Consider the following 16,178-nt stretch of genomic DNA (forward strand, 5'->3'; position numbering starts at 1 on the left):
GCGCAGCGCCTCAGGGGGAGTCGTTACCGGTTCGGTTCTCTGATGTACATGCTCTCATCGGTGAACATGACCTTCTGCACCACACCTTGTGGGTCTATGTGTACATGGGCACGACGAGCAAAGGTATTGTCCAGAAAACGGTAAGTCCAGATGTCACCTTTGAAGCTGTAGACCCTCTCGACTTTGGCAGGTGGGCCAAACTCGCGGTACACCGTATCTTGGGTATCTACGCCGTTGCGCAGTGCAAAAAAGTGAGCCGTATCCAGAACCTGCTCAACGCGCACCAAACGCTGCTGGGCGTCAAAGTCCATATGGTAGACCTGCTGCCCCGCCGGTTGCTGGCTATAGACCAGGCGCTGACCGCCATCCGGCAAAGGCACGACCAGCGTGGGCTTGCCCATGCCTTTTTCGACCTCGGCCTGCGGCATGCCGGGCTTTTGCCACTGCGGCACCATGCAGCCCGCCAGCCCCAAGGCCAGCAAACTGGCAGTCAACAGAATTCTGAGACGGGGCAGGGGCATGACGGCTCCAGTCAGTCTTTAAGGGCTTGCTTTTGAGCCTTGACCAGCTTGGTCTTGATGCGATTGCGCTTGAGGGGAGAGAGGTATTCGACAAAGACCTTGCCCATCAGGTGATCCATCTCGTGCTGAATGCAGATGGCCAGCATGCCTTCAGCTTCAATCTCGCGGCTTTTACCGTTTTCGTCCAAAGCGCGCACCTTGACCGAGGTGGATCGCTCCACGCCGTCATAAATGCCGGGCACGGACAGGCAACCTTCTTCACCCAGCTGCTTTTCTTCGCTGGCCCAGAGAATTTCGGGGTTGATCAGCGTCATGGGCTCGTTGCGCTCTTCAGACACATCGATCACGACAACGCGCACATGCGCATCCACCTGCGTGGCGGCCAGGCCAATGCCATGGGCGTCATACATGGTTTCGAGCATGTCTTTGACCAGCGTCTGGATGCGCTCATCCACCTGCGCCACGGGCTGGGCAACCTTGTGAAGACGGGGATCGGGGTAGCAAAGAATGGGAAGAATGGCCATGGTATCTCGGTAAATCTGTCGTTATTGTCCCAACTTTTGACGCTAAACGCTGGGCTCAACCCCAATAAACATTGATCTATCGAGGCCTTGCATCGAGAATTTCGTCACATTTGTAAGACTTGTAGGGTCGGTTATGCCAAGATCGACCACGGTGCGGCGACGTGAGGGACGCTGCAGTAAACGAATCCCGCAAGAAGGAATTTCATGACCGCATTTGCCACTGCACGCGCCTTGAGTATTGGGGCCAGCTTGCTTGCAGCCCTGACTACGGTCCACGCTCAAAGCTACCCAGTGACCGCCACTCAGCGCTCAACAGCCCAGCAAGTCGCTCAGCAAGGCATCCCCGAGACAGAATTGGCACCCAATGCGCCCGCTCAATACACCGTCAAGCGCGGTGACACGCTGTGGGGTATTTCAGGCATGTATCTGCGTCAGCCATGGCGCTGGCCCGATCTGTGGGGCATGAATCTCTCCAACATTTCCAACCCTCACCTGATCTTCCCCGGTCAGGTGCTGTATCTGGTGCGCAGTAATGGCTATGCCCGCCTGTCCTCAACAGCACCCAACGGGGACTCCGGCGTGGTGCGCCTGTCACCACAAGCGCGTGAATCGTCACTCAGCGACCTGGCCCTGCCTACGCTGCCCCCACACCTGATCGAACCCTTCTTGGCCGAGCCACTGGTGGTGGACAGCCTGACACTGTCGCAAGCCCCTCGCATCATTGCCACCATGGACAAGCGCGTGCTGATGGCCAAAGGTGACCGCGCCTATGTCCGCAACTCCGGCGGCGCACTGTTGAGCACCGCCAAGGGCCAACCTTTGAGCTACCGCCTCTTCCGCGAAGCAACACCGCTCAAGGACCCTATCAACGGCGAAATTCTGGGCTATGAAGCCAAGTATCTGGGCAATGCGGCCGTGGTGCGCGGTGAGACGCTGATCGAAACGCCCGAAGGCCAGCCCGCGCAAAGCACGCCCGGCACGGTTGACATCACCCGCTCCAAGAACGAGATCCGCGCTGGCGACCGCCTGCTGCCCGCCCCCGAGCAGCAATACCTGAGCTATGTACCCCATGCACCCCGCACCGCCGTCAATGCGGCCGTGGTGTCTATCTACAGTGACTCGGTGGGCGTCAATGCCGCCCAGAATCAGGTGATCGCCATCAACAAGGGCGCGCAGAACGGCATGGACATTGGTACGGTGCTTGAACTCATCAGCAAAGGCAATGTCATCGTGGACAAGACTAGCGCTACCCGTGACTCAGTGAGGCTGCCTGACGAGCAAAACGGCTATGCCATGGTCTTCAAGGTCTTTGACCGCGTCTCCTACGCCCTCATCACTACGGCTCAGCGCCCCGTCAACATCGGCGACGGCCTGCAGTCGCCGCAGAACTAAACCGGAGAGCAAGCATGGTGCAGTCACTTCACAACGATGCGCACCATGCCCCGCCCGATGCCGAAATACTGGCCTGGCTGCGCCTGCTACTGACGCCCGGCATTGGACGCATCACAGCCCGCAAACTGCTGGCCAAGGCCGGAGGTGCTGAAGAAATCTGGCAGTTGCCGCTGTCAGCCTGGGCTGAATGCGGCACACAGGCCCAGATCAAAGCCTTGGCGCAGTTACCTCCCGACTGGCCCCAGCATTGCGAGACTCTTACCCGCTGGCTGGCCACTCCAGCGACGGGCACCCAGCATGCACTGATCTACCTGGGCCACCCGCAATACCCGGACAGCCTGCTGCAGACAGAAGACCCACCTTTGCTGTTATTTGTGCAAGGGCCTGCGGCGCTGCTGAACTCAGACACTGCCTGGTTCCCCTACCCTGCCACTCTGGCCATGGTAGGTAGCCGTAATCCTTCTGCGCAGGGCATCATCAACGCCCGCGACATGGCGCATGCGCTGGCTGATCAAGGGCTGTGCATCGTTTCAGGCCTGGCCCGTGGTATTGATGCTGCAGCGCATGAAGGAGCCCTCCAAAGCAAAGCCAGCAAAGCGCCCCGCACGATTGCCGTGGTAGGAACAGGGCTGGATCAAGTCTATCCACGCGCTCATACCGCCCTGGCACAACAGATTGCGCTGCATGGTCTGGTGATCAGCGAATATCCACTGGGCAGCGAGCCGCTACCCCGACATTTCCCGCAGCGCAACCGCATCATCTCCGGCCTGTCGCAAGGCACGCTGGTGGTGGAGGCGGCGCTTCAATCCGGCTCACTGATTACGGCCCGGCTCGCCAGCGAGCAGGGTCGCGAGGTATTCGCCATCCCCGGCTCCATTCATGCCCCTCAGGCCAAGGGCTGCCACGCGCTGCTGCGCCAAGGTGCCAAACTGGTAGAAACAGCAGCAGATGTTCTGGATGAACTTCAAGGCTTAAACATGCCTGTATCGCCCACTGATAAAGCGCAAGAAGCTATTAAAAACGAAGTATCAGAGCAAGAACCTGAGCTGCTGCGAGCACTTGGCCATGACCCCATGACGCTGGACACACTGATGGCCCGCACCGGCTGGGATGCAGCCCACTTGCAAGCACAGTTGATGGAGCTAGAACTAGACGGAATGGTCGCCCGCCTGCCCGGCGGTATCTACCAGCGCATCACGCGCAGCTAAAAACAAAAACTGGCGCAACCCAATAAAGAGACACCGAGGGTGTCGTCCCCCTCCCGCGCAGCGAGAGTGGGGGAAGGCGCAAAGCGCCTCATGGGGCTATGCCAACCTTTCCGGGTTCGCTTGAATCTTTTGCAACGCATCACGCGTCGCACGCACGGTCAGCGCTTCGTCGTCATGCACCGTCAGCAGCCCGGCCTGCAGATAGGCCGCCATACGCTGCGCCTGAAGCAGATAGCAGTGGCTATCCAGCGATGCAAACAGGTGCAGCTGCTTGCGGCGGCTGTGCCAGACATACTGAACCTGCACGCGCGCACCGTTGTGGTCCAGCGTGAACCAGCGACCGCTTTCCAGCGTCTTGGCCCACTCCAGCATGGCGGGCTCCACAGGCGTATCAGTATTGGGAATGACGTGCAGCCCTGCCGTATCCACACCCAGCATCAGCTCGATGCTTTCGTTGGACAGCGCCATATCGTCCAGCTTGCCATCGTCGCTGATGTATTTTTCCAGCTCTGACAGGCGCTTGGCCATGGCGTCGATACGCTCCACAGGAATCGCTGCGGTCTTGGACATGAAGGCCTGGGCCAGCGTATCGGTCAACACCTTGATCGCGACCGATTGCTCATCGCCCATCACGCTCACCAGCTCCAGCCCTTCACGCAAGGTCTGCAGCAAGGTCGGCAGGCCCTGAATAACGCGGGAGCGCTCTTGGCGCGACGGCTTGGCGCTGGCAGACCAGACCAGCTCGCTCGCGGCCTGCTTGAAGCGCATGGCTCGCGCATCCTTGGCGCCATAGCGCACCGTAGCCATGGCCAGCACATCGGCCCAGGACTTGAAGAGGAAGTCACGCACCTCTTCACGCACTGGCATATCGTTGAGCATATTGCGCAGCTCGATGGTGTACTGAACTGCCAGCGTTTCCTTTTGCTCGACCTGCTGCGCCACGCTGGTGATCTTGGACGTGGTCTGGTTTTTCGTCAGATGCTTGGTGAGGAATTCCTCAAACTCGCGCAGCACCAGTGCAAAAACTTTTTGCCCGGTTTCCGGGTATTGCTCGATCACCTGCACCACGCGGCGAATCTCAATCTCCAGCGCGTTGCCGCTGATGCTGCTCGCATCAAAGCCCATGACGCAGGAACCCATGCGGTCAATCAGCTTTCGCGCCGGGTGATTCAAGTCGCTGAAGAACTGTGGCTCTGCCAGCGCCACGCGCAGCACAGGTACCTGCAGGCGCGCAAACCAGACACGGATCGAGGGCGGCAGGCGATCTTCCGAAAGAATACTCTGGAACATCAGCGCCACCACTTCGATGGTGGCTTTTTCGCCCTTGGTCCCAGCCTTTTCCTTCCAGTCAGCCGAGCGCTCGCGCACCTGATTGACCAGCTGGCCAATCGCTGCTGGGCTGTAATCCATGGCGGGCATAGCCATTACGGTTCCAGCCATCATCGGGGGCAGGGTGTTGAACTGGGTCACCATCATGTGCTGCTGTTCTTGCAGCGCCTGCATCAGTGCCGCCGACGCAGGCGGCATGGGCTGCATCGCGCCCCCCCCCGGCATCAGGCCCGAAATACCCACAGAAGGCTGACTTAGAACCTGTCGCAACTGGTTCATGGCATCCAGTGCACGGTGACGCGCACGGGCCAGCATGCCCAGCCCCGCACTGGCACCAGGCGGCAATTGCACTCCCATACCACCCGGCATTCCAGCACCCATGCCGGCAGGCATGTACTGATGAATCGCAGAATGCGCCCAACCCGCTTCAGCCGTGCTGCCATAGCCACTATTAGCGCCGCTGTTCGCGCCGGCACCCAGATTCATGGCGCCCGTAGATACTCCGCTTTCAGTGCGTCGCACACGCAAAGGCGCATCCGCCGCCTTGCTCACGCCTTTGGCATCCAGCAGCTTATGCAGAATGTTGTATTCAGACTCCATCAACGGTGCCAAGCCGTTTTGCATGGGCTCCAGAACTTGCAGCAGATGCTTGCGCTCCAGCCCACAGGCCATCCATTGCTCGACTAGATGCAAACAGATACTTTCGGCGCGGAACATGTCTTGGGGAGGCAGCTCATGGTCTTCCAGCGCCTGCATGCGCAAGCGCATGGCGTCAAAACCAGGCTGCAGGGTCTCCCCCATGGCCAGCGCCATGCGGGATGCCAGAATTTTGTTTTCAACGACATCGTCGCTGAGCAGCTCAAACGTCAGCGGTGCGGAAGTCGAAGTCACGCTCTCGCCGCTGCCCAGAGGGGGCTTTCGCGCCGCCTGCTGCAGAGCATCTACGCTGGCCTGCGCCCAGACATCTTTCTTGAGCTGAAAGTTCTGCCAGGCCTCGCGCCACTCCTGCATTTCTTTTTGCACAGCGACGGAGCTGCTCTGGTTAGAGAGAAACTCATCCAGTTGCTGAGCGACTTTAGGCAGGCTCTGACAAATGCCATGAACCCAACGCAAGCGCGCCTGCCAGCCCAGCTGTTGCCGGGCCGCAGGCGCGTTGTTAGAAGACTGCGAGAGAGTCATTGCCTAAGTGTAAGGCGGCGCAGGCACTTGTGCGCCCCGCCACCCCCTTAAAAGCCGTCAGACCACCGCTCCAGAGTTGGGATCGTTGGGGTCTTGCGACGCAGGCTTGCCAGAGGTCTTGATCAAGTCCTCGCGCTTGACGCCAAGCCACATGGCAATGGCCGCCGCAACGAACACCGAGGAATAGATACCGAACAAGATGCCAATCGTCAGGGCCAGCGCAAAGTAATGCAGGCTGGGGCCACCGAAGAAGAACATCGACAGCACCATGGCTTCGGTAGAGGCGTGGGTGATGATGGTGCGGCTCATCGTCGAGGTAATGGCGTGATCGATGACCTCGTGCGTATTGAGCTTACGGAACTTGCGGAAGGCTTCGCGGATACGGTCAAAAATAACCACCGACTCGTTGACCGAGTAGCCCAGCACCGCCAACACGCCTGCCAGCACCGAGAGCGAGAACTCCCACTGGAAGAAGGCGAAAAAGCCCAGGATGATGATCACATCATGCAAGTTGGCGATGATGGCCGCCACACCGAACTTCCACTCGAAGCGGAAGGCCAGATAAATGATGATGCCCAGAATCACCATGCCCAGCGCCATCAGGCCGCTGTGCATCAGCTCATCGCCCACCTGAGGGCCAACAAACTCGGTGCGGCGCAGCGTAACTTCAGCATCCTGCGCCTTCAGTGCAGCAAGCACTTGCTCGCTTTGCTGTGCAGTGGTTACATCCTTTTGCACGGGCAGACGGATCATCACATCCTTAGATGTGCCAAAGTTCTGCACGATCACGTCCTGGTAGCCCAGCTTGGAGATGGTGTCGCGAACCTTGCCAATTTCGGCAGGCTGGCTATAGGCCACTTCCATGACCGTGCCGCCCGTGAACTCCACCGACAGGTGCAGGCCGCGAGAGAACAGGAAAAAGACGGCCAGCGCAAAAGTGACGAAGGAGACCGCGTTGAGCAACAACGCGTACTTCATGAACGGGATGTCTTTTTTGATGCGGAAGAATTCCATGATCTTCCTCCTTAGTTGTTGCTGCTACGGTTGGCCACGGAACGGTGTCCGTCACCCTCGACAGGCTTCCAGACCTGACCAATGGAAATGCTCTTGAGCTTTTTCTTGCCGCCGTACCAGAGGTTCACCAGACCGCGCGAGAAGAACACGGCCGAGAACATGCTGGTCAAAATGCCGATGCAGTGGACCACGGCAAAGCCGCGTACCACACCCGAGCCAAAGGCCAGCAGAGCCAGACCGGCAATCAGCGTGGTCACGTTCGAGTCCAAAATGGTGTGCCAGGCGTTCTCGTAACCCGCGTGAATGGCCGCCTGAGGCGAAGCACCAGCGCGCAGTTCTTCACGAATACGCTCGTTGATCAGCACGTTCGAGTCAATGGCCACACCCAGCGCCAAAGCCATGGCGGCAATACCGGGCAGAGTCAGCGTGGCTTGCAGCATGGACAAGATAGCCAGCAGCAGCAGCACGTTCACCGACAGAGCAATCGTAGAGAACACGCCAAACAGCATGTAGTACACGCACATGAAGGCAGCAATCGCCACCATGCCCCAGACCACAGAGTGAATACCGCGGCTGATGTTGTCAGCACCCAGCGTTGGGCCGATGGTGTATTCCTCAATGATCTCCATAGGCGCAGCCAGCGAGCCAGCGCGCAGCAGCAGCGAGGTGTCATTGGCTTCCTGAGTCGTCATGCGACCGGAAATCTGCACACGACCACCACCGATTTCGCCACGGATCACGGGAGCCGTCACTACCTCACCCTTGCCCTTTTCGAACAAGATGATGGCCATGCGCTTGCCCACGTTCTCGCGGGTCACGTCCTTGAAGATGCGCGAACCCTTGGCATCCAGCGTCAGATTGACGGTGGGCTCCTGAGTCTGGCTGTCAAAGCCAGGCTGGGCATCGGTCAGGTTCTCGCCGGTCAGCGTCACCTGCTTTTGCACGATGATGGCCTGACCGTTGCGATCCAGATACTTTTCAGCGCCGAAAGGCACGGGACCAGAGCCCATTTCAGCCGCACGCGCTTCGGAGGACTCGTCCACCATGCGCACTTCCAGCGTGGCGGTACGGCCCAGAATGTCCTTGGCCTTGGCCGTGTCCTGCACGCCAGGCAGCTGCACCACGATGCGGTCCAGACCCTGCTGCTGAATCACCGGCTCGGCCACGCCCAGCTCGTTGATACGGTTGTGCAGGGTCACAATGTTCTGCTTGAGCGCTTGCTCCTGCACCTTGCGCAGGGCTTCGGGCTTGATGGTCGCCACCAGCTTGAAGCCAGTGCCGTCTGGTGCCGAAGTGGTGGTCAGATCAGGGAACTGATCTGTGATCAGGTTGCGCGCAGCGGTCAGCGTGGCTTCGTCACGTGCGCGGATGGTGACGCTGTTGCCATCACGGTTCACGCCGCCGTGGCGGATGTTTTTGTCGCGCATGGAAGAGCGCAGATCGCCGGCATAGCTCTCAGCCTTCTTGGTCAGGGCCGCAGCCATGTCCACCTGCAGCATGAAGTGCACGCCACCGCGCAAGTCCAGACCCAGATACATGGGTCTGGCACCAATGGCGGTGAGCCAGTCAGGTGAGCGCGACACCAGGTTCAGCGCCACGATATACATGGGGTCTGCAGGATCGGTCACCAGCGCCTTCTGGATCACGTCCTTGGCCTTGAGCTGCTCGTCGGGCGTATTGAAACGGGCGCGCAACGAAGTGCCTTCCAGCGACAGCGAATCCGGTTTGACGCTGGCCGCGCTTAAGGCGGACTCCACCTTTTGCAGCACCGCGTTATCCACCTTCACAGTGGATTTGGCCGAGGACACCTGCACAGCAGGCGCTTCACCAAAGAAATTGGGCAGGGTGTAGATCACCCCCACCAGCAGCGCGATCACGAGGATCGCGTACTTCCAGACCGGGTAACGGTTCATGATCGCGCTCTTTGTTTTACAGCAACGCACAACGGGTACGCGCACTCTGGTCGAGCGCCGTACCCTTGATGAGAAACACCGGATCCGCCGGGCAGGTCAATGACCTGCGTTCGAGACGATGTGCAATGCAGCAACGTCAATGGCGGTCTCGGCGGGTCTTGAACAGACCAGCTTACTTGGCAGAGCCTTTGGGCAGCACTTGCGTCACGGCAGAGCGCTGAATCTGGATTTCCACGCCGGAAGCAATCTGGATGTAGATGAACTGCTCGGCCATGCGAGTCACGGTGCCGATGATGCCGCCAGCGGTTGCAACGTCGTCGCCCTTGGCCAGTGCGTCAATCATGGAGCGGTGCTCTTTCTGGCGCTTCATCTGGGGACGAATCATCACGAAGTACAGCACCACGAACATCAGCACCAGAGGCAGCATGCCGGTGAGCGAACCCATGAAGCCGCCTTCAGCAGCGGCGGCAGGAGCGGTCTGGGCGAAAGCAGAAGAAATGAACACGGAAAAGACTCCGAAAGAGTGAATTTGTCAGGAACAGGTCCCGCCAAGCGCGCAATTGCACGACTTGAGCGGGTCAATAGAACATTGTATTCGGCTAGCTTGCACCCACGATTGGCATAGGCCGCTGGATAGCACAGGCATTCCCTGATGTGATTAGGCCTCCCCGCCCACACCAACAAATGCAGCAAAAAACATAGCTTCAGGCGCCTTACCTGCATTGGTTTCTGACTGTTTTATATTTGAATATCAGCCAATACAGACGCTAGAAGCTATCAAATCAGATAGCCCTAACGCGACACCACAGCCACAGCCACAGCCATGAACACAAAGGCCGGGTTACCCCGGCCTAGTTGTGATGCACCTTAACGCAATTAGTTCACTGTCGCCGGCTTGGCAGGCGTAGCAAAGGCCTCAGGCATCTCATTCCAGCGCGCCATCAGCGCCTGCCACTTGGTGCGTGCCGCAGCCAGATGGCGCTCCTTCACATGGCCGTAGCCGCGAATGTCTTCGGGAATAGAGGCAATCTCCACGGCCAGCGCCAGCTTTTCAACCGTCAAGCCGCTCAGCAAAGTGTTGAGGCAGTCGCGGTACTCCCCAATCAGGGCCCGCTCGGTACGGCGCTCCTCTGTGCGGCCAAAGGGATCAAACGCTGTGCCCCGCAGACCCTTCATGCCCGCCAGCAAGCCCATGGCCTTGTGCATCCACGGGCCGTAGGACTTTTTCTTCAGGTGCCCCTGCTCGTCCTTCTTGGCCAGGCCGGGGGGCGCAAGGTGGTGCACCACCTTGAAATCGCCCTCGAACATTGCGCTGATCTTCTGGTTGAAGGCCGCATCGGTGTGCAGACGCGCCACTTCGTACTCATCCTTGTATGCCATGAGCTTGAAGAGGTAGCGTGCCACAGCCTGAGACAGGCGCGTTCCGCCACCCAGAGACTCCTCCGTCGCGTGCACCTTGCCCACAAAGTCACGGTACTGCTGGGCGTAGGCCGCGTTCTGGTACGCCGTGAGGAATTCCACACGTTTTTCCAGCATTTCAGCCAGAGATGGCTTTTTAACGAACTGAATCACCTGCGTCGCCTGATACAGCGCACGCACGGCTTCCAGATCATGGGCACAGCGGCGGCCCCACTCAAACGCCTCCTGGTTACGTGCCACCTGCACGCCATTGAGCTCCATGGCGCGCATCAGCGATGCATGGGTCAGCGGCACTTTGCCCTTTTGCCAGGCGTAGCCCAGCATCATGGGGTTGGCATAAATGCTGTCGCCCAGCAAGGCCGAAGAGGCTTTTTCGGCATCAAAGCTGCCTAAGGCGTCATAACCCACCGCATCAGCCAGCGCCGTGGCGCAGCGCGCGCCAGGCGATTGCCAGTCGGGGTTGCCCACAAATGTGGCCGTGGGCGCCGCATGGCTGTTGAGCGCCACATAGGTACGCCCCGGCTGCATGACGGACAAGGTAGTGGGCGTAGCCGCCACGATGGGGTCGCAGCCAATGACTAGGTCGGCCTTGGCAATATCTACCTTGGTGGTGTAGATAGCATCAGCGCGGTTGGCGATCTGGATATGGCTCCAGGTCGAGCCGCCCTTTTGCGCCAGCCCGGCCGCATCCTGCGTGATCACACCCTTGCCTTCAAGGTGCGCGGCCATGCCCAGCAGCGAGCCGATGGTGATGACACCCGTGCCGCCCACGCCTGCCACCACAATGCCCCAGGCCTGCTCGGCCACAGGCAGGACGGGGTCAGGAATGCCGGGCAGCGCCGCCAGATTGCCTTTTTTCTCCTGCTTGGGCTTTTTGAGCGCACCACCCTCCACCGTCACAAAGCTGGGGCAAAAGCCGTTGACGCAGGAGTAATCCTTGTTGCAGCTGTTTTGGTTGATGCGGCGCTTGCGGCCGAATTCGGTCTCCACCGGCTCCACCGACAGGCAGTTGGACTGCACCGAGCAGTCGCCACAACCCTCGCAGACCAGCTCATTGATGACCACGGTCTTATCAGGCGTGGCCAGCGTGCCGCGTTTGCGGCGGCGGCGCTTTTCAGTGGCGCAGGTCTGGTCGTAAATGATGGCTGTGCAGCCCTGAAGTTCACGGAACTGGCGCTGAATCGCATCCAGCTCATCGCGGTGGTGCACGGTCACGCCTTCACCCAGCTTCACACCGTCGTACTTTTGCGGCTCGTCGGTGACGATGACCAGCTTTTTCACGCCCTCAGATAGCAGGCTGTTCATGATCTGCAGCACCGAATGACCTTCGGGCCGCTCACCCACACGCTGGCCGCCCGTCATGGCGACAGCGTCGTTGTAAAGCACCTTGTAGGTGATGTTGGTTCCCGCAGCAATGCTCTGGCGAATGGCCAGCAGCCCGCTGTGGAAGTAGGTGCCGTCGCCCAGGTTGGCAAATACATGGGGCTCATTGGTAAACGGGGCCTGACCCACCCAGGTCACGCCCTCGCCGCCCATTTGCGTGAAGGTACTGGTACGGCGGTCGGGCATCCAGGTCGTCATGTAATGGCAGCCGATACCGGCCACAGCACGCGAGCCTTCGGGCACGCGGGTGCTGGTGTTGTGCGGACAGCCGCTGCAAAACCAGGGTGTGCGGTCGCCGGTTGATGCTTCTTTGGCCAGCTGAAGCGCGGCTTCGCGGGCATCAAGCACGGCCAGACGCTGCTGCATGCGCACTTCCACATGGCCGGGCACACCCAGCTTTTTGAGGCGTGCCGCAATCGCTTTGGCGATGAGGGCCGGTGTCAGGTCGGCATTGGGGCGCAGCAGCCAGTCAGTGCTTGGGTTGGGCAACGACCATTCACCGCCGTGGTCGTCGCTGAACTTGCCCACCACATTGGGGCGCACATCGTCGCGCCAGTTGTAGAGCTCTTCCTTGACCTGGTACTCGATGACTTGGCGCTTTTCCTCGACGACCAGAATCTCCTGCAGGCCACGTGCAAAGTCACGGGTAATAGTGGCTTCCAGCGGCCAGACCACGTTGACCTTGTGCAGGCGAATGCCCAACTGGCGGCAGGTGTCTTCGTCCAGCCCAAGATCGATCAGTGCCTGGCGCGTGTCGTTATAGGCCTTGCCACTGGCGATGATGCCAAAGCGATCGTTCGGCCCCTCAATCACGTTGTGATTGAGCTTGTTGGCGCGTACATAGGCCAGTGCCGCATACCACTTGTAGTTCATCAGCCGCGCCTCTTGCTCCAGTGGCGGATCGGGCCAGCGAATGTGCAGACCACCGGGCGGCATCTGAAAGTCTTCGGGCAGCACGATGTTGACGCGATCCGGGTCAACCAGAACGGAGGACGAAGACTCCACCACTTCCTGAATCGTCTTCATGCCCGACCACAGACCCGAGAAACGGCTCATGGCAAAGGCGTGCAGGCCCATGTCCAGAATGTCCTGCACATTGCTGGGAAAGAACACCGGCGTACCGCAGGCCTTGAAGATATGGTCGCTTTGGTGCGCAGCGGTAGATGATTTGCTGATGTGGTCATCACCCGCAATCGCAATCACGCCGCCATGCTTGGCCGTGCCCGCCATATTGGCGTGCTTGAACACGTCAGAGCAGCGGTCCACACCTGGCCCCTTGCCGTACCAGATGCCGAAAACGCCATCGAACTTCTTGGTTTCGGGATAAAGATCCAGTTGCTGCGTGCCCCAGACAGCGGTAGCGCCCAGTTCCTCATTCACTCCCGGCTGAAAAACGATGTGATTCGCCTCCATGTGCTTCTTCGCAGCCCACAGCGACTGGTCGTAAGTGCCCAGAGGTGAGCCGCGATAGCCGCTGATGAAGCCCGCAGTATTGAGGCCCGCCTGCGCATCGCGCAGTCGCTGCAGCATGGGTAGCCGGACCAGTGCCTGCACGCCACTCATAAAGGCGCGGCCACGGTCTAGGGAATATTTGTCGTCCAGAGTCACAGACTCCAGGGCACGACGGACTTCATCGGGCAAAGGGGCATTCATGGCTTGTCTCCATGTGGGTTGCATCCCTGGCAGCTGGTGGCCACCAGAGCAGCATATTGCTTTCAGCATTACTGCGCCATATGCAGTGAACGCCAGTTGTTTTGCCAAAGTTTAAGGAAAACCTTCCGAATAGAGCTTTCTTTTTATTGCCGGGATTAACCTAGTTTTTGAAAGAATCTTGCTGTAAATTATTAAAAATGAACCAACTGGATCGTTTCGACTGGGCCATCTTGAATGAGCTGCAAATGGATGGGCGCCTGACCAATGCCGAGCTCGCCCAGCGCGTGGGTCTGTCCGCCGCGCCCTGCTGGCGACGCGTGCGCGCACTGGAAGAGTCGGGCTACATCACCGGCTATCACGCGACGCTGGACCGCCACAAACTGGGCCTAGGCGTGCTGGCCTTTGTGCGCGTCGATGCCGCGCAGAACACGGCGGACATCACGCTGCGCATGGAGGAAGCCATTCGCCTGCTGCCCGAGGTCACCAGTTGCCACTACATCAGCGGCGCGGGCACTTTCGAGCTGCAGGTCGTGGCCCGCGATCTGGAGAGCTTTTCCAGCTTTGTGCGCAACGTGCTGCTGCACCTGCCCAACGTCAAAGACGTGCACACGATTTTTTCGCTGGGCGAGGTGAAGTCCAGCAGCTCCCTGCCGCTACCCAATACCTTGACCCACACATAAGCCCGCTTGACGGCATGCACCAGGGGTTCCGCTTCACAAATGGAAGCGTGTACCGCTTGATTCATCTGCATTTCGGCATGGATTTGATTTGAGATTATTTCTGAACAAGCGCTAAATGCTCATTATTTAATAGCATTCAAAGCAGTAAAACTGCGCTAATCGCAATCTACTTCGTGTTCGGCCAGCCGGGGGACTACGTATTTGTCACATCAAGTTCCTGCGACAGAATCGGCCTCATGGCCCACGATGAATCCCTAGAAAGCGCCCCCCGAGCCCCCATTTCCGAACCGGGCCAAGCCCCTTCAGGCAAGCTGCTGGAAGATCCGTCGGCCACGCCCTCCGCCAGCGCTGCGCCGCCTGCCGCTACACCCGGCGTCTGGTCACCGCTGGCCACACCCACCTTCCGCATGCTGTGGATGATCTGGATGGCCGCCAACATCTGCATGTGGATGAACGACGTGGCGGCGGCCTGGCTGATGACCTCGCTGACCACCTCGCCGGTGCTGGTAGCGCTGGTGCAGTCGGCCTCCACCTTGCCGGTGCTGCTGCTGGCCCTGCCCAGCGGCGCGCTGGCCGACATTCTGGATCGGCGCCGCTATTTCATAGTCACCCAGTTCTGGGTGGCGGCCGTGGCCCTTCTGCTGTGTCTGGTCGTGCTCTCGGGCCAACTCACCCCCTATCTGCTGCTGGCCCTGGTGTTTGCCAATGGCATCGGCCTGGCCATGCGCTGGCCGGTGTTCTCGGCGCTGATCCCCGAGCTGGTACCCAAGCATCATCTGCCTTTTGCCATGGCGCTCAACGGCGTGGCCATGAATGCCTCGCGCATCATCGGCCCGCTGGTGGCCGGCGCTCTGATTGCCAGTCTGGGCAGCGCCTGGGTGTTTGTGCTGAATGCGATGCTATCCATCATCTCCGGCTTTGTGCTGCTGCGCTGGAAGCGCCAGCAGCCCGCGAACCCGCTGGGCCGTGAACACCTGGGCTCCGCCATGCGCGTGGGCCTGCAGTTCGTCAAGGAGTCGCCGCGCATGCATGCCGTGCTGCTGCGCACTATCTGCTATTTTTTGCTGGCTGCGGCCATCATGGCCCTGTTGCCGCTGACGGCCCAGCGCCTGGACCACGGCACGGCCGGCAGCGGCAGTGCAGGCACGTTCACGGTACTGCTGGCCTCCATGGGCGCGGGTGCCATTTTGGGGGCCATGCTGCTGCCGCGTATCCGCCAAATGCTCTCCAATGAACGCACGGTGCTGGCCGGCGTGAGCACGCAGAGCCTGGCCACGCTGATCGTGGCTTTCGCGCCCCATATCTCCATCGCCATTCTGGGCATGCTGCTGTCCGGCCTGGCCCTGCTGGCCACAGCCAATACGCTGGGTGTCGCGGCCCAGATGGCGCTGCCCAACTGGGTACGCGCCCGCGGCATGTCCATCTATCAAATGTCCATCATGGGCAGCACGGCCATCGGCGCGGCGCTGTGGGGCAAGATCGCCAGCCTCAGCTCGGTGCAAGCCAGCATGGCCATTGCCGCCATCAGCGGGCTGGTAGCGCTGCTGATCGTGCAGCGCCTGAACCCCGACCGCAATATGGAGGAAGACCTCAGCCCCTCCAAGGCCTTCACCCCGCCCACCACCGACACCCCACCGGAAGCGGGTCGCGTGGTCGTGACCATCGAATACCTGGTGGAGCCCACTCGTGCCGATGCTTTCAGAAAACTCATGCAGCACAGCCGCCGCAGCCGACTGCGTCAGGGCGCGCTGTCGTGGAACTTGCTGCACAGCATGAGCCATCCCGAGCGCTTCATCGAGCAGATCACCGATGAATCCTGGACCGAACACCTGCGCCGCTTTGAACGTGTGACGGCCGACGATGTGGCACTGCGCGACCGCAAACTGAGCTTCCACAAGGGCAAGGAGCCGCCCGAAGTGCGCCGCTATTTCACCGACTCGGTGTGAATTCGCAAGCAAAAAAG

The 16,178-nt window shown here is 59.9% G+C and carries 11 protein-coding genes; 4 read left to right on the top strand and 7 right to left on the bottom strand.

Translation table 11 applies throughout. The features are described from left to right. Positions 1 to 23 precede the first annotated feature (23 nt). Together CLU84_RS18995 and def are read right to left on the bottom strand one after the other, a co-directional pair. Positions 24 to 521: a hypothetical protein gene (locus tag CLU84_RS18995; protein WP_099739395.1), complete on the bottom strand. Its 498-nt coding sequence runs from the start codon at positions 519 to 521 to the stop codon at positions 24 to 26. Between the two features lie 11 nt (positions 522 to 532). Continuing rightward, a complete protein-coding gene (gene def, locus CLU84_RS19000; protein ID WP_099739396.1) occupies positions 533 to 1,045 on the bottom strand; it encodes a peptide deformylase in 513 nt (170 codons plus the stop codon). A gap of 204 nt (positions 1,046 to 1,249) precedes the next feature. Here def and CLU84_RS19005 point away from each other — a divergent pair, with 204 nt between their 5' ends. Both CLU84_RS19005 and dprA read left to right on the top strand, forming a co-directional pair. Next, positions 1,250 to 2,437, top strand: a complete 1,188-nt coding sequence (locus tag CLU84_RS19005; protein ID WP_099739398.1) for a LysM peptidoglycan-binding domain-containing protein — start codon at positions 1,250 to 1,252, stop codon at positions 2,435 to 2,437. A gap of 14 nt (positions 2,438 to 2,451) precedes the next feature. Then, complete coding sequence (gene dprA / locus CLU84_RS19010) at positions 2,452 to 3,645, top strand: DNA-processing protein DprA (RefSeq protein ID WP_099739399.1); 1,194 nt, start codon at positions 2,452 to 2,454, stop codon at positions 3,643 to 3,645. A 96-nt stretch (positions 3,646 to 3,741) separates the two neighbouring features. Here dprA and CLU84_RS19015 read toward each other — a convergent pair whose 3' ends face one another. From CLU84_RS19015 to CLU84_RS19035, 5 genes are all read right to left on the bottom strand, one after another. Beyond that, positions 3,742 to 6,153, bottom strand: coding sequence for a DUF1631 domain-containing protein (locus tag CLU84_RS19015; protein WP_099739401.1), 2,412 nt, complete (start codon positions 6,151 to 6,153; stop codon positions 3,742 to 3,744). 57 nt (positions 6,154 to 6,210) lie between these two features. Beyond that, entirely contained in the window at positions 6,211 to 7,167 is a 957-nt protein-coding gene (gene secF, locus CLU84_RS19020) for a protein translocase subunit SecF (protein ID WP_099739403.1), read from the bottom strand. An 11-nt stretch (positions 7,168 to 7,178) separates the two neighbouring features. Next, complete coding sequence (gene secD, locus CLU84_RS19025; protein WP_099739404.1) at positions 7,179 to 9,080, bottom strand: protein translocase subunit SecD; 1,902 nt, start codon at positions 9,078 to 9,080, stop codon at positions 7,179 to 7,181. Positions 9,081 to 9,252: 172 nt separating this feature from the next. Beyond that, positions 9,253 to 9,585, bottom strand: coding sequence for a preprotein translocase subunit YajC (gene yajC, locus CLU84_RS19030; protein ID WP_099739406.1), 333 nt, complete (start codon positions 9,583 to 9,585; stop codon positions 9,253 to 9,255). 371 nt (positions 9,586 to 9,956) lie between these two features. After that, the gene (locus CLU84_RS19035) at positions 9,957 to 13,535 is read right to left on the bottom strand and encodes an indolepyruvate ferredoxin oxidoreductase family protein (protein ID WP_099739408.1); all 3,579 of its coding nucleotides are present in this window, start codon (positions 13,533 to 13,535) and stop codon (positions 9,957 to 9,959) included. A 197-nt stretch (positions 13,536 to 13,732) separates the two neighbouring features. On the opposite strand from CLU84_RS19035, the gene CLU84_RS19040 reads away from it, so the two are divergent. Next, positions 13,733 to 14,215, top strand: a complete 483-nt coding sequence (locus CLU84_RS19040) for an Lrp/AsnC family transcriptional regulator (RefSeq protein WP_099739409.1) — start codon at positions 13,733 to 13,735, stop codon at positions 14,213 to 14,215. 236 nt (positions 14,216 to 14,451) lie between these two features. Beyond that, positions 14,452 to 16,161: an MFS transporter gene (locus tag CLU84_RS19045; RefSeq protein WP_099739411.1), complete on the top strand. Its 1,710-nt coding sequence runs from the start codon at positions 14,452 to 14,454 to the stop codon at positions 16,159 to 16,161. The last annotated feature ends 17 nt before the right edge of the window (positions 16,162 to 16,178 follow it).

The sequence above is a fragment of the Comamonas sp. 26 genome (genome assembly GCF_002754475.1).
GTDB lineage: Bacteria > Pseudomonadota > Gammaproteobacteria > Burkholderiales > Burkholderiaceae_C > Comamonas.

Excerpts from the sequence above, each read along its gene's own strand:
- CLU84_RS18995 (WP_099739395.1), bottom strand. The coding sequence starts at position 521 with ATGCCCCTGCCCCGTCTCAGAATTCTGTTGACTGCCAGTTTGCTGGCC.
- dprA (WP_099739399.1), top strand. The coding sequence starts at position 2,452 with ATGGTGCAGTCACTTCACAACGATGCGCACCATGCCCCGCCCGATGCC.
- CLU84_RS19045 (WP_099739411.1), top strand. The coding sequence starts at position 14,452 with ATGGCCCACGATGAATCCCTAGAAAGCGCCCCCCGAGCCCCCATTTCC.
- def (WP_099739396.1), bottom strand. The coding sequence starts at position 1,045 with ATGGCCATTCTTCCCATTCTTTGCTACCCCGATCCCCGTCTTCACAAG.
- CLU84_RS19005 (WP_099739398.1), top strand. The coding sequence starts at position 1,250 with ATGACCGCATTTGCCACTGCACGCGCCTTGAGTATTGGGGCCAGCTTG.
- CLU84_RS19040 (WP_099739409.1), top strand. The coding sequence starts at position 13,733 with ATGAACCAACTGGATCGTTTCGACTGGGCCATCTTGAATGAGCTGCAA.
- secF (WP_099739403.1), bottom strand. The coding sequence starts at position 7,167 with ATGGAATTCTTCCGCATCAAAAAAGACATCCCGTTCATGAAGTACGCG.
- CLU84_RS19015 (WP_099739401.1), bottom strand. The coding sequence starts at position 6,153 with ATGACTCTCTCGCAGTCTTCTAACAACGCGCCTGCGGCCCGGCAACAG.
- CLU84_RS19035 (WP_099739408.1), bottom strand. The coding sequence starts at position 13,535 with ATGAATGCCCCTTTGCCCGATGAAGTCCGTCGTGCCCTGGAGTCTGTG.
- secD (WP_099739404.1), bottom strand. The coding sequence starts at position 9,080 with ATGAACCGTTACCCGGTCTGGAAGTACGCGATCCTCGTGATCGCGCTG.